Genomic DNA, 11868 nt, shown 5'->3' on the forward strand with positions numbered 1-11868 from the left:
CAGCAGCAGACCGGACCACCCCACGAAAACGAAGCGGTCGCGCTTGAGCCAGTCGTCGAGGACGTCGAACCATCCACGCGTGGCCGGTGCACGCCCTAGGGCGATCGTCATGGGTGAAAGCGGTGCGGATGACCCGCAGGGCTGTGGGTTACCGGGGGATGGTAACAACGTTGATCCGCCTCCCGCGCCGGGCGACATGGGCTGAAACTGACGCCTCCGGCACGCTTCGCGGCAGGATGGCGGCCCATCGCCCCCTCTGACCGCATGGCTTCGCCCGGCGTCGCTTCCCCTTCGGCCGACGAGCAGGTGCTGGAGCAGCCGGTGCTCGGCTCCCGGCGTCTCTCCAACCTGCTGGTGGCTGCGGCCGTGACCATCGGTGGCATCGGCTTCGTCCTCACCAGCGCCTCCAGCCGGTTCGGCCGTGACCTGCTGCCCATCGGCCACCCCGCTGCCCTGGTCTGGGTGCCGCAGGGGCTGGTGATGGGGCTCTACGGCGTGGCGGCGCTGCTGCTGGCCACCTACCTGTGGCTCGTGATCAGCATCGATGTGGGCTCTGGCCTCAACCGTTTCGATCGGAAGGCCGGCGAGGCTCGCATCAGCCGCCGCGGCTTCCGCCAGCTGATCGAGGTGGTGATCCCCCTGCGGGAGATCCAGGCGGTGAAGGTGGAGGTGCGGGACGGCCTCAGCCCACAGCGACGCCTGGCCCTGCGGGTGCAGGGCCGAAGGGACATGCCCCTGACCCGGGTGGGTGAGCCGATGCCCCTGGCGGATCTGGAGCTGGCCGGTGCCCGCCTGGCCCGTTTCCTGGGCGTCCCCCTGGAGGGCATCTGACGATGCGGTCCGCCACGAAAGCCGCCGGCCTCGGCTGGCGCCTGCTGCTTCTGGTGCTGCTGGGCCTGACGCCCCTCGGCCTGGCGGCCTGCGCCGCCGACACCGGCAACCGACCCATGGGCTGCGAAGCGGCCACCACCCCCTGCCTCAAGGGCACGGCCGTGGTGGCGATGGAGACCAGCAAGGGGCCGGTGGAGCTGACCCTCGATGGGGCGGCGGCCCCGCTCACGGCCGGAAACTTCGTTGATCTCGTCCGCCGGGGGGTCTACAACGGCACGGTTTTCCACCGGGTGGTGAAGGAGCCGGTCCCGTTCGTGGTCCAGGGCGGTGACCCCAGCAGCGCCGATCCCAAGGTGCCCGCCAGCGACTACGGCTCGGGCGGCTTCGTCGACCCGGCCAGTGGCGAGTCCCGGCGCATTCCCCTGGAGCTCAAGCTCGACGGCGAGCAGGAACCCCGCTACGGGGAGGAGATCACCTCACCGACCGTCACCCGCCAGCTGGCCCTCAGCCACGAGCGCGGCGCCGTGGCCATGGCCCGCTCGAGCGATCCCAACTCGGCCAGCGCCCAGTTCTACGTGGCCCTGCAGGCCTTGCCCGAGCTGGACGGCCGCTACGCGGTGTTCGGCCGGGTCAGCAAGGGGATGGACGTGATCGACCGGATCCAGCAGGGGGACAAGCTGATCAGGGCCCGGGTGATCGAAGGCGGCACCCTGGTCCAGAACAAGAAGCCCTGAGGTCGCCTGCGGCGGAACCGGCCTGCCCTCAGGCCGGGACCCGCTTGTCGGAGACGGTGGCCTTGAGCAGCTCGGTGTTCACCCCCGAGGCCCGCTCCAGGGCCACCTTGCCCGTGCGGGCGATCTCGAGGATGCCGTAGGTCTCGAGCAGGCGCTCCAGAGCCACCAGCTTGCCCGGATCCCCCACCACCTCGAGGGTGAGGGCATCGTCGGCCACATCCACCACCTTGGCCCGGAACACCTGCACCAGATCGAAGATGGCGCCGCGGTTCTCGGCCGGTGCCGCCACCTTCAGCAGCATCAGCTCCCGCTCCACGGCGGGAATGGTGGAGAGGTCAATAACGCCGAGCACGTTGATCAGCTTGTTGAGCTGCTTGGTCATCTGCTCGAGGGTGCGGTCGTCCCCTTCCACCACCATCGTCAGCCGGGACATGCCGCGGTGCTCGGCCGGCCCCACCGCCAGGCTCTCGATGTTGAAGCCCCGCCGGGCGAACAGACCGGAGATGCGGCTGAGGGCCCCCGATTCGTCTTCCACCAGCACCGAGAGGGTGTGCTTCATGTCGGGGTCGGGAGCGGAGTGCTGCGGGGGACCGGAACGGCGACCGGAATGGTCCTCCCAAAGCTACGCGCCGGGGTGAGCCCTGGAGTCAGCCGTTCCCCAGGCGTTCCAGCCACGGCAGCACCGCGCCGTGGAAGGCGTCGGGGGTCTCGTCGTGGGGACAGTGGCCGCACTGGGCGATCACGTGCAGGACGAGGTCGCTGCGCAGGCCGAGGCATTGCCGGGCCACCTCCACAGGCACCAGCCGGTCCTGGCCCCCCCAGATCAGCAGGGTGGGCCGCCCCGGCCGCTGCAGCAGCGAGACGGCCGTGGCCCGATGCGGCCGCAGGGCCATGCCGATGCTCATCGCCCGCAGGGCCCGCACCGCGCCGGGCCGCCTGGCGGGGCGGGCGATCACCCGCCGCAGCTCCTGGTCACCGATCACCGGGTGGTGGTAGGCCGACTGGATGCCCAGGTCGAGCAACGGGGAATGGGCCAGCAGGGGCACCGCCAGCTCCAGGGGAAGCAGCCGCAGCAGCAGCTGGATCCCCCGCCGCTTCAGGCGCCGCCGCCAGGGCCGGCGCCGGGGCGGGCGCCGCTGGGCCATCAGCAGGCTGGGGTCGGGGAGGGGGGCCGCCACCACGGCCCTCACCCAGGTGGGGGAGAACACGCTGCAGGTGAGGGCCACCAGGCCGCCGAGGGAGTGGCCCACCAGCACCGCCGGCCCGCCGACCACCTCCGCCAGGAACGCCTGCACCTGGCGGGACCAGAGGCGGTTGTCGAGGGCCTGATGGCGGTGCGTCCCCGGCTGGCTGGAGGCGCCGAAGCCGATCAGGTCGAGCCCGTAGACGCACCACCCCGCCGCCGCCAGGGCACCGGCATTGCGGCGCCAGTGGCCGCTGCCGGCCCCGAAACCGTGCAGCAGCACCACGGCCGGCCGCCCGCTGTCCCCAAGGCGGCGCCAGTGGCAGCCGTGGCCCTTCCAGGTCCAGAGGGCGTGCTCCCCCCAGTCGGCCCCCTCCGGCGCCGGGCCCTCCCCGGAGGCAGGCTGGGGGTCGGCGGACGACACCGATGGCTGCGGCAAGGATCCGGACGTGAGCGGACCTGATCACTATTGCGAAGGGGCGGCCGTGCTGGAGACCGGTGACGGATTCTTCCGGCCCGCCTCCCGGCCGGCCAGGGACTTCGGCGTGCTGCTGGTCCGGAGCCTGGCCGCCGGGGCGGCGGGCGGGCCCGTGCGGGTGCTCGACGGCATGGCGGGCTGCGGCATCCGGGCCCTCCGCTATGGCCTCGAAGGGGGCGCCACGGCGGTGTGGGCCAACGACGCCGACCCCGACCGGCTGCCGCTGCTGGAGCGGAATCTCGCCGGCCTGCCGGCGGCGGTGGAAAAGCAGGTGGGTGCCGCCACGGCCCAGCAGCTGCTGGCGGGCTGCCTGGTCGAGGGGCGCCGCTTCGAGCTGGTGGATCTGGACGCCTTCGGCTGTCCCGCAGCCCTGGTTCCCCTGGCCCTCGAGGCGGTGGCCTTCGGCGGGGTGCTCTACCTGGCCAGCACCGATGGACGCTCGGCCACGGGCCATGACCGCCAGGCCGCCCTGCGCCGTTTCGGCGCCGCCGCCCGGGCCCACCCCGCCAGCTGGGAGATCGCCCTGCGCCTGCAGCTGGGGCTGCTGGCCCGCAGCGCCTGGGCGATGGGTCGCGGCATCACCCCCCTGCTCAGCTTCAGTGAAGGACGGGCCTTCCGCACCGCCCTGCGGCTGGAACGCCACCCCGCCCGCGGCGAGGAGGGGCAGCTGGGCCTGGTGGCCCACTGCCACGGCTGCGGGGACCAGCAGGTGCAGAGCCTCGGACGGCTGGGGCGGTGGCGACCCTGTGACTGCCCCGGGGCGCCATCCGGTGAGGCCCCGCCCCTGGCGGTGAGCGGCCCCCTCTGGATCGGCCCCCTCCAGGATCCCGCCACGCTCACGACCATGCTCCAGGAGGCCGAGGCCGGCGGTGCCCACCTCGATCGCCCGGGCCGGCGGCTGCTGGAGCGGCTCCGGGCCGATCCGGCCTCCACGCCCCGCTGCTGGCCCGTGGACGCCATTGCCCGCCGGCTGGGCCAGGGCCCCCCGCCGCTGGCCGACCTGGTGGCGGCCCTGTCGGCGCAGGGGTTCGCCACCGCCGCCAGCGGCGTGATGGCCGCCCAGCTGCGCAGTGAGGCCCCCTGGTCGGTGATCGTGGCCACGGCCCGGGGCCTGGTGGCCGCGACGGCTGCTAGATAGGTACCCCGTTCCCCCCTGTCCGGGCCATGGCCTCTGAAATCTTCGGCACCGCCGCCATCTTCTGGGTGCTGATCCCCGTCGGCCTGGCGGGCGGCGCCCTGCTGCTCAAGCTCCTGAACGACTGAAGTCCCGGATCGCGCCGGCGCCGGACGCACCACTAGGCTCAGCCCGCTTCCTTTGCTGGGGTCCATGAAGGTTCTTGTCATCGGCGGAACAGGAACCCTCGGTCGCCAGATCGCCCGTCGCGCCCTTGACGCGGGCCATGTCGTGCGCTGCGTGGTGCGATCGCCGCGCAAGGCCGCCTTTCTCCAGGAATGGGGCTGCGACCTCACCCGTGGTGACCTGCTCGAGCCCGACAGCCTCGATTACGCCCTTGAGGGCCAGGAGGCGGTGATCGACGCCGCCACGGCCCGGGCCACCGACGGCGGCAGCGCCTACGACATCGACTGGGCCGGCAAGCAGAACCTGTTCGCGGCCTGTGGCCGGGCCGGTCTGCGCCGGCTGGTGTTCGTCTCCCTGCTCGATGCGGCCCGCCACCGCAGCGTGCCGCTGATGGACATCAAGGCCTGCACGGAGGACTGGCTCGAGGCCTCCGACCTCGACTACACGATCCTGCGCTGCGTCGCCTTCATGCAGGGCCTGATCAGCCAGTTCGCCATCCCGGTGCTGGAGAGCCAGACCGTCTGGGTGAGCGGGGCCCCGACCCCGATCGCCTACATGAACACCCAGGATGTGGCGCGCTTCGCCGTGGCCGCCCTGGAGCGTCCGGAGACGGTCCGGCAGGCGTTCCCCGTCGTCGGTCCCCGGGCCTGGACCACCGGGGAGATCACCCAGCTCTGCGAGCGCTACAGCGGCCGCGAGGCCCGGGTGTTCCGGGTGCCACCGGTGCTGCTGCAGCTGATGCAGGCGATCACGGGATTCTTCGAAGCCAGCCTGAACGTGGCCGAGCGCCTCGCCTTCGCCGAGGTGGTGGGGGGAGGCGAGCCCCTCACGGCGCCGATGGAGGCCAGCTATGCCGCCTTCGGCCTCGATGCGGCCGAGACCACCCGCCTGGAGGACTACCTGAAGGAGTACTACGACACGATCCTGCGGCGCCTGCGGGAGATGGAGTCGGACCTCGACAAGGAAGCCAAGAAGAAGCTGCCGTTCTGAGCAGCCCGGCCCGCCAGTTCGTGTGTACTATTGCAGCGTTTGGCGGCGGCCATGGCGATTTCCCAGATCAAGAACCTGCAGCGGCGTCTGGCCAACCTGGAGGAGGAGGCGATCGCCGAACTGACGCGCGCCTGCGGCCATGAGCTCTGGGCCTCCCTGGGCTTCGATGCCTTCGACACCCTCGAGGATCCCGACCGCCGTGCCCGGGCGAACTACTACTACGGCCAGCTGCAGACCGTCAGGGAGCTGAAGGACGCCCTGACGGTCTGAGCAGCGCCCCCAGCCGTTGCCGCTCCCCGGGGCTCACCTCCCGCCAGGCGCCCGGGGCCAGCCCGGCAAGATCCAGCGGCGGGCCCCCATCCATCAGGTCGATGGCCGTGCGCAGCAGCCGCAGGGTGGGCAGGCCCACCGCCGCGGTCATGCGCCGCACCTGCCGGTTGCGCCCCTCCCTCAGCTCCACCTCCAGCCAGGCCGTCGGCACCCGCAGGCGGTGCCGGATCGGCGGATCCCTCTCCGGCAGAGTGGGGTCCTCCACCACCCTGGCCCGGGCCGGCAGGGTGCGGCGTCCCTTCACCATCACCCCCCGGCGGAGGCTGTCGAGGGCCGCTTCGGTGATGATTCCCTCCACCTGCACCAGATAGCGGCGCCAGTGTCCCCAGGCCGGATCCGTGAGCCTGGCCTGGAGACGGCCATCGTCGGTGAGTACCAGCAGTCCCTCGCTGTCCGCATCCAGCCGTCCGGCGGCGTAGACGCCGGGGCAATCGATGTGGTCCGCCAGACTTCCCCAGGCGCTGCCGGGTTCGGGCGTGAACTGGCTGAGCACCCCGTAGGGCTTGTGGAAGAGCAGGGTGGTGCTCACCGCCTCCGCAGTCAGGAGCTTTCCCTGGCCCGCCAGAGGTTGACCACGCCGATCGAGATCAGCAGCAGGCCCAGATCCATCGCGATGGGGGGAAGGATCATGGGGACTGGAGGCGGGCGGCGGGCCGACCCTATCGCTCCGCACCCGGCCTGCGTGTGGCGGGGGGGCGACCCGGCGTCGGGGCTGGCGCCGGGAGGTAGGTCACGCTAGGCGCCTAAGCTGGTGGACTGTTGTTGTCCTTACGCCAGCCTTCCCGCATGATCGAAACGTCCGGTGTGATCGAAAAGGAGCAGGGCAACGGGTTCTACCTCGTCACCCTTGAGCAGCCTGCCGGTCACCAGTGTCTCTGCCGGGCGGCGGGCAAGCTCACCAAGTTCCGCATCAAGCTTCTGGCCGGCGACAAGGTGCTGGTCGAGATCAGCCCCTACGACCTGACCCGGGGGCGCATCACCTACCGGGAACGCAATGCCGGCGCCACCGGCCCCCGGCCCGGCGGCAACCGCCCGGGCGGTCCCCGGCGCCGCTGAGCCCGGCCCGGCCAGCCAGATCCCCGCCCCCAGAACTTCGGAGACGTTCAATCTCCGGAGACCTCAGATCTCCAGCAGTCCGTCGGTTTCCGGTCGGCGATCCAGGTGCAGGTCCCTGGGCACCATCAGCACGTTGGCCTGCAGCAGTTCGGGGTGGTCCTCAAGGGTGAGGAGCCACTCACGGAATTCCTCGTTGATGGCGTAGCTGTCCTCGAACAGCTCACGGCCGTCCAGGGCGGCCCTGCGGGCCAGGGCCCAGCAGACGGCCACGGTCACACGTCGATGCACGGCCGCATCGAGGGGGGTATCGGAAAAACCGTCGTGATCGCTGGCGTCGTCTCTTGGCCTGTCCATCGGGGTGATCTCGGTGGATGTCCTGTGGTGCCCACGTTGGCGGCTGGTGGGCGCAACGACGGTGTTGGTTGTCACATCGTTGCAGGAAAAGCGCCTGCAACAAGCCAATCAAAGCCAAAAATTAAGCCGATGGGCGACTTCAGGCTGACCGGCGCCCGATGTTCGGCAGCACGGGGCCGCTCACGCTGATCATCCGCCCGGCGTCGTCCGCCAGGGCCTGCAGGGGCAGGCGCTCGCCACTGCCCGGTGAGCTGCCCCCGGCGGCGGCCGTCTCCGGCGGGCGCGGGCGGATCACGTAGGGCTCGCTCACGGTCCAGCCCCGGGCGTAGCCGATCAGCAGCGGATCGGCCGGTGCGAACACGTAGGACGGTCGCCGTGGGATGGATTCCTGACCGGAGCGATCCCCGTCCATGCGCACGGCCCTGGTGATCGCCTGCACGAAGCGGCTGCGGGTGACCACGGTGGTGAGGTAGGCCACCACCCGCAGCCGCGGCGCGTCGAAGCCTTCGGCGCACATGTCGATGCTCACCAGCCAGTCGGCGTCTCCGGCCTGGAAGGCCGCCAGGTGGCGGGCGGCCTCCGGATCCTGGGAGTGCACCAGGTGCACCCGGTCCCCCTCCTGGGCCAGCAGGTCGGCGATGGCGCCGGCGTGGCCGATGTCGCGGGCCACCACCAGCCCGCCCGCCCCCGGATGCTCCAGCCGCACCCGCTCCAGGCGGCGGCGGGCCTGGAGCAGCAGCCGCAGGGCGATCCCGCCCCGATCCCCCGGCCGGATGGCCCGACGCAGGTTGCGGGCCCGCCAGCTCTCCCGCTGCTCCGCCGACAGGGGGGAGGTCTCGCGCTCGCGGCCATCCTCCGGACGCCCGTGTTCCACCCAGCCGTCCTGGAAGCGGAATTCCAGGGGTCGCACGTCACCGGCGGCGATCAGGGCCCGGGGCTCGACGCAGAGGTCCGGGATGATCCGCTCGGCCGGCCCGTCCTGGTCGTGCATCCGGATCCGGCGGGCGGCACAGAAGCCCAGGTTGTCAGCGCGGAAGGGGGTGCCGGTCAGCCCCAGCCGCAGCCGGGCGCCGCCGCTGAGGCTGCCGAAGGCATGGCCCCAGGCCGTGGCCTCCGGTTCCAGGGGATCGACGCCCAGGTGATGCACCTCGTCGGCGATCGCCAGCCAGGGCCGGCCCGCCAGCAGGCCGCCCAGCTCCTGCTCCAGGCGCAGGCGGTGCAGGGCCGCCGCCTGGTAGCTGAGCAGCAGGCCCTGGCCGGCGGGTGACGGCGGGGCTCCCCCCGGGGCGTCCCATTCCCGCAGGTCCAGGCCGAGGCGGGCGGCGGCGTTGACCCACTGGCGGCCGATGGCGCTGCGGTGGCAGAAGACCACGAACCGCTCCAGCCGCCCTTCCCGCTGCAGCTGCCGGAAGGCGAGCAGGGCCCCCAGGGTCTTGCCGGCACCGGGACCGGCGTGGAGCAGCACGTCCTGGCCGCCGGGGCTCGCCGCCACCAGCCGGGCCCGGAGCAGCTGGATCAGGCGCCGCTGCCAGGCCCGCGGTTCGGGGCCGCCGGCCGCCGGCGAGGTGCCGGGAGCCCCGGCCTGGCGGCGCAGACCCAGATCGAAGGACGGTGGCGCCATCCATCGATTCTGCTGGGCCGTCCAGGGCCGGGTGGGCGTGTCCGCACATTGGCTGACGGTTGCTTGCCGTCAGCGGCGGGTCTGTCTATCGCGGAAGAACTGTGGGTGGCCTCGCGTTGGTCAAATTGCTTATTCCCAGGGAGACGGCTCCCGGTGAGCGGAGGGTCGCCGCGACCCCCGAAACGGTCAGGCGGCTGGTGGCCAAGGGGGCGACCCTGCAGGTGGAGCGGGGGGCGGGCCAGGCGGCCGGCTTCCTCGACGCCGACTACGCCGCCGTGGGTGCCGACCTGTGGGACGGGGAGGCCAGGGACTGGGAGATGGCCGACGCCGTGCTCTGTGTCCAGCCCCCGCGTCCGGAGGCGCTGGCCCGCCTCCAGGCCGGGGCCCTGCTGGTGGGGCTGCTGGCCCCCTACGGCGCCACGGCCCTGGTCGACACCCTCAACGACCGGCGGGCCTCCGCCATCGCCCTCGAGCTGCTGCCCCGGATCACCCGGGCCCAGTCGATGGATGTGCTCTCCTCCCAGGCCAACATCGCCGGCTACAAGGCGGTGCTGCTGGCGGCGGCGGCCCTCGATCGCTACGTGCCGATGCTGATGACGGCGGCGGGCACGATCCAGCCCTCCCGGGTGCTGATCCTGGGGGCCGGCGTCGCCGGCCTGCAGGCCCTGGCCACCGCCCGCCGCTTAGGGGGCGTGGTCTACGTCTCGGACGTGCGGCCGGCGGTGAAGGAGCAGGTGGAATCCCTCGGCGGGCGCTTCATCGACCCACCCGAACTGGAGGAGGCCCCGGCCGAGGTGGGGGGCTACGCCCGCCAGGCCAGCGAGGCCTTCCTGGCGGCTCAGCGCCAGCAGCTGGCCGACCAGCTGGCCCTGGCCGACATGGTCATCTGCACGGCCCTGGTGCCCGGCCGGCCGGCGCCGCGCCTGATCAGCGAGGCGATGCTCGACGGCATGCGGCCAGGCGCGGTGGTGGTCGATCTGGCCGTGGCCCAGGGCGGTAACTGCTTCGGCACGATCCCAGGGGCCACGGTGGAGCGCCGGGGCGTGCTGCTGATCGGGGCCGACGGCCTGCCCAGCACCGTCCCCAACCACGCCAGCGCCCTCTACGCCCGCAACATCGCCGCCCTCATCGAGCACGTGCTCGGGGAGGACGGCTTCCGGCTGGATCCGGAGGATCCGATCCTCGACGGCTGCCTCTTCACCCACGCCGGTGTCTGCCGCCGGGACGACATCGTCCAGCCCGCCGGCCTGTCCCCCATCGGAGCCCGTTCATGAGCCTTCTGACGCAGTCCCTCTGGGTGCTCCTGCTGGGCAGCCTGCTGGGGCTGGAGCTGATCGGCAAGGTGCCACCCACCCTGCACACCCCGCTGATGTCGGGGGCCAACGCCATCAGCGGCATCACCGTGCTGGCCTCCCTCACCCTCATCCAGCAGGCCGGGGACAACACGGCCCTGCTGGTGATCGGAGCCCTCTCCCTTGGCTTCGCCCTCTACAACGTGATCGGCGGCTTCCTCGTCACCGATCGCATGCTCGCCATGTTCCGCCGCAAGGGCGACAGCCGATGACTTTCTCCATGGATGCTTTCGCCGCCGGCATCGATCTGGCGGCCGTTCTCCTGCTCGCCCTCGGCATCAAGGGTCTCTCGAAGGTGAGCTCGGCGCGCGGGGCCAACGGCCTGGCCGCCCTGGCCATGGGGCTGGCCGTGGTCGGCCTGCTGATCCAGATCCGCCCCGATCCGATCGCCTGGCTCTGGATCGCCGCCGGCAGTGCCGCCGGAGGCCTGGCCGGCCTGTTCACCGCCCGCCGGGTGCCGATGACCGCCATGCCGGAAACGGTGGCCCTGTTCAACGGCTGCGGCGGCATGGCCTCCCTGCTGGTGGCCATGGGGGTGGCCATCTTCGACACCGGTGACGCCGACATCGTCGCCCTGGTGTCGATCGCCGTGTCCGTGTTCGTCGGTGCCATCACCTTCAGCGGCTCGATCGTGGCCATGGCCAAGCTCCAGGGCTGGCTGGACACCCCCGGCTGGACCCAGAGCCGCCTGCGCCACGGCGTCAACATCTCCCTGGCGGTGCTCTGCCTGGTGTCGGCCCTGCTGCTGCCCGGCGATCCCGGCGGCCTGCCCCTGTGGCTGCTGATCGGCGGTTCCACCCTGCTGGGCATCGGCGTCACCCTGCCCATCGGCGGGGCCGACATGCCGGTGGTCATCTCCCTGCTCAACTCCTATTCCGGGGTGGCGGCGGCGGCGGCCGGCTTCGTGGTGGGCAGCCAGCTGCTGATCGTGGCCGGCGCCATGGTCGGGGCGGCGGGCCTGATCCTCACCCAGGTGATGTGCACCGCCATGAACCGCTCCCTGGTGTCGGTGCTCTTCGGCGGTGCCCTCGGGGCCAGCGCCGGGGCCGTGGGCGGCGGCGGCAGCGAGGCGGGCTACACCCGCATCACCAGCTGCAGCGCCGAGGAATGCGCCATGGCCCTGGAGCAGGCCGAGCGGGTGGTGTTCGTGCCTGGCTACGGCCTGGCCGTCGCCCAGGCCCAGCATTCCCTGCGGGAGCTGGCCAAGCTGCTCGAGAGCCATGGGGTGGAGGTGAGCTACGCCATCCATCCGGTGGCGGGACGCATGCCCGGCCACATGAACGTGCTGCTGGCAGAGGCCGACGTGCCCTACGAGCAGCTGCTGGAGATGGATCTGGTCAACCCCGAGTTCCCGCGCACCGACGTGGTGATCGTGCTGGGGGCCAACGACGTGGTGAATCCCCAGGCCAAGAACGACCCCACCAGCCCCCTGTACGGCATGCCCGTGCTGGAGGTGGACCAGGCCCGCCAGGTGTTCGTGGTCAAGCGCAGCCTCGGTGCGGGCTATGCGGGCATCAACAACGCCCTGTTCGAGATGCCCCAGACCGCCATGGTGTTCGGGGATGCCAAGGCGGTGCTCAACGGCCTGCTCAGCGAGCTCCGCTCCATGGGCGTGGGCAAGGTGAAGGTGGCGGCCTGA

15 protein-coding genes and 1 pseudogene are annotated in these 11868 nt (G+C 71.9%); 10 read left to right on the top strand and 6 right to left on the bottom strand.

Going from position 1 to position 11868, the window contains the following annotated elements; genetic code table 11:
• Window positions 1-111 (bottom strand): annotated as a pseudogene (locus KUG39_RS00005) (photosystem II D2 protein (photosystem q(a) protein)); the annotation flags it as partial.
• Window positions 112-264: 153 nt separating this feature from the next.
• Here KUG39_RS00005 and KUG39_RS00010 point away from each other — a divergent pair.
• Both KUG39_RS00010 and KUG39_RS00015 read left to right on the top strand, forming a co-directional pair.
• Window positions 265-831, top strand: coding sequence for a photosystem I assembly protein Ycf4 (locus KUG39_RS00010; protein ID WP_094583926.1), 567 nt, complete (start codon window positions 265-267; stop codon window positions 829-831).
• Between the two features lie 2 nt (window positions 832-833).
• Window positions 834-1565 (top strand): peptidylprolyl isomerase, encoded by a 732-nt coding sequence (locus tag KUG39_RS00015; protein WP_216911924.1) that lies wholly within the window; start codon window positions 834-836, stop codon window positions 1563-1565.
• Window positions 1566-1593: 28 nt separating this feature from the next.
• On the opposite strand, the gene ilvN is transcribed toward KUG39_RS00015, so the two are convergent.
• Together ilvN and KUG39_RS00025 are read right to left on the bottom strand one after the other, a co-directional pair.
• Window positions 1594-2124, bottom strand: a complete 531-nt coding sequence (gene ilvN, locus KUG39_RS00020) for an acetolactate synthase small subunit (protein ID WP_094583928.1) — start codon at window positions 2122-2124, stop codon at window positions 1594-1596.
• 88 nt (window positions 2125-2212) lie between these two features.
• Complete coding sequence (locus KUG39_RS00025; protein ID WP_190612156.1) at window positions 2213-3172, bottom strand: alpha/beta fold hydrolase; 960 nt, start codon at window positions 3170-3172, stop codon at window positions 2213-2215.
• 25 nt (window positions 3173-3197) lie between these two features.
• On the opposite strand from KUG39_RS00025, the gene KUG39_RS00030 reads away from it, so the two are divergent.
• From KUG39_RS00030 to KUG39_RS00045, 4 genes are all read left to right on the top strand, one after another.
• Window positions 3198-4364, top strand: a complete 1167-nt coding sequence (locus tag KUG39_RS00030) for a N2,N2-dimethylguanosine tRNA methyltransferase (RefSeq protein ID WP_353617290.1) — start codon at window positions 3198-3200, stop codon at window positions 4362-4364.
• Window positions 4365-4390: 26 nt separating this feature from the next.
• Window positions 4391-4489, top strand: a complete 99-nt coding sequence (petM, locus tag KUG39_RS00035) for a cytochrome b6-f complex subunit PetM (RefSeq protein ID WP_015108796.1) — start codon at window positions 4391-4393, stop codon at window positions 4487-4489.
• A gap of 64 nt (window positions 4490-4553) precedes the next feature.
• On the top strand, window positions 4554-5516 hold the full coding sequence (locus tag KUG39_RS00040; RefSeq protein WP_190612155.1) for an NAD(P)H-binding protein: 963 nt from the start codon (window positions 4554-4556) through the stop codon (window positions 5514-5516).
• Window positions 5517-5567: 51 nt separating this feature from the next.
• Window positions 5568-5786: a DUF8669 family protein gene (locus tag KUG39_RS00045; RefSeq protein WP_094583931.1), complete on the top strand. Its 219-nt coding sequence runs from the start codon at window positions 5568-5570 to the stop codon at window positions 5784-5786.
• Here KUG39_RS00045 and KUG39_RS00050 read toward each other — a convergent pair.
• Entirely contained in the window at window positions 5755-6375 is a 621-nt protein-coding gene (locus KUG39_RS00050) for a pseudouridine synthase (protein ID WP_216911925.1), read from the bottom strand. The genes KUG39_RS00045 and KUG39_RS00050 overlap by 32 nt on opposite strands.
• Window positions 6376-6632: 257 nt before the next feature.
• On the opposite strand from KUG39_RS00050, the gene infA reads away from it, so the two are divergent.
• Window positions 6633-6902 (top strand): translation initiation factor IF-1, encoded by a 270-nt coding sequence (gene infA / locus KUG39_RS00055; RefSeq protein ID WP_015108791.1) that lies wholly within the window; start codon window positions 6633-6635, stop codon window positions 6900-6902.
• A gap of 63 nt (window positions 6903-6965) precedes the next feature.
• On the opposite strand, the gene KUG39_RS00060 is transcribed toward infA, so the two are convergent.
• Window positions 6966-7256 carry a DUF8673 family protein gene (locus tag KUG39_RS00060; RefSeq protein WP_094583933.1) on the bottom strand — a complete coding sequence of 97 codons (291 nt, stop codon included), beginning with the start codon at window positions 7254-7256 and terminating at the stop codon, window positions 6966-6968.
• 139 nt (window positions 7257-7395) lie between these two features.
• Complete coding sequence (locus tag KUG39_RS00065; RefSeq protein WP_198960032.1) at window positions 7396-8877, bottom strand: DEAD/DEAH box helicase; 1482 nt, start codon at window positions 8875-8877, stop codon at window positions 7396-7398.
• Between the two features lie 116 nt (window positions 8878-8993).
• On the opposite strand from KUG39_RS00065, the gene KUG39_RS00070 reads away from it, so the two are divergent.
• From KUG39_RS00070 to KUG39_RS00080, 3 genes are read left to right on the top strand one after another with little or no spacing between them, the layout of a single operon-like run.
• Window positions 8994-10151 (top strand): NAD(P) transhydrogenase subunit alpha, encoded by a 1158-nt coding sequence (locus KUG39_RS00070; RefSeq protein WP_199297209.1) that lies wholly within the window; start codon window positions 8994-8996, stop codon window positions 10149-10151.
• Window positions 10148-10441 (top strand): NAD(P) transhydrogenase subunit alpha part 2, encoded by a 294-nt coding sequence (locus tag KUG39_RS00075; RefSeq protein WP_015108787.1) that lies wholly within the window; start codon window positions 10148-10150, stop codon window positions 10439-10441. The genes KUG39_RS00070 and KUG39_RS00075 overlap by 4 nt, the downstream gene beginning before the upstream one ends.
• Window positions 10438-11868, top strand: a complete 1431-nt coding sequence (locus KUG39_RS00080; RefSeq protein ID WP_198960033.1) for an NAD(P)(+) transhydrogenase (Re/Si-specific) subunit beta — start codon at window positions 10438-10440, stop codon at window positions 11866-11868. The genes KUG39_RS00075 and KUG39_RS00080 overlap by 4 nt, the downstream gene beginning before the upstream one ends.

This window comes from Synechococcus sp. CCAP 1479/10, assembly GCF_019038515.1.
In the GTDB taxonomy this organism is placed as follows: domain Bacteria; phylum Cyanobacteriota; class Cyanobacteriia; order PCC-6307; family Cyanobiaceae; genus Cyanobium.

Bases quoted from the DNA above. Each gene is read 5' to 3' on its own strand.
- KUG39_RS00010 (WP_094583926.1), top strand. From the start codon at position 265: ATGGCTTCGCCCGGCGTCGCTTCCCCTTCGGCCGACGAGCAGGTGCTG.
- KUG39_RS00015 (WP_216911924.1), top strand. From the start codon at position 834: ATGCGGTCCGCCACGAAAGCCGCCGGCCTCGGCTGGCGCCTGCTGCTT.
- ilvN (WP_094583928.1), bottom strand. From the start codon at position 2,124: ATGAAGCACACCCTCTCGGTGCTGGTGGAAGACGAATCGGGGGCCCTC.
- petM (WP_015108796.1), top strand. From the start codon at position 4,391: ATGGCCTCTGAAATCTTCGGCACCGCCGCCATCTTCTGGGTGCTGATC.
- KUG39_RS00040 (WP_190612155.1), top strand. From the start codon at position 4,554: ATGAAGGTTCTTGTCATCGGCGGAACAGGAACCCTCGGTCGCCAGATC.
- KUG39_RS00045 (WP_094583931.1), top strand. From the start codon at position 5,568: ATGGCGATTTCCCAGATCAAGAACCTGCAGCGGCGTCTGGCCAACCTG.
- infA (WP_015108791.1), top strand. From the start codon at position 6,633: ATGATCGAAACGTCCGGTGTGATCGAAAAGGAGCAGGGCAACGGGTTC.
- KUG39_RS00060 (WP_094583933.1), bottom strand. From the start codon at position 7,256: ATGGACAGGCCAAGAGACGACGCCAGCGATCACGACGGTTTTTCCGAT.
- KUG39_RS00065 (WP_198960032.1), bottom strand. From the start codon at position 8,877: ATGGCGCCACCGTCCTTCGATCTGGGTCTGCGCCGCCAGGCCGGGGCT.
- KUG39_RS00075 (WP_015108787.1), top strand. From the start codon at position 10,148: ATGAGCCTTCTGACGCAGTCCCTCTGGGTGCTCCTGCTGGGCAGCCTG.
- KUG39_RS00080 (WP_198960033.1), top strand. From the start codon at position 10,438: ATGACTTTCTCCATGGATGCTTTCGCCGCCGGCATCGATCTGGCGGCC.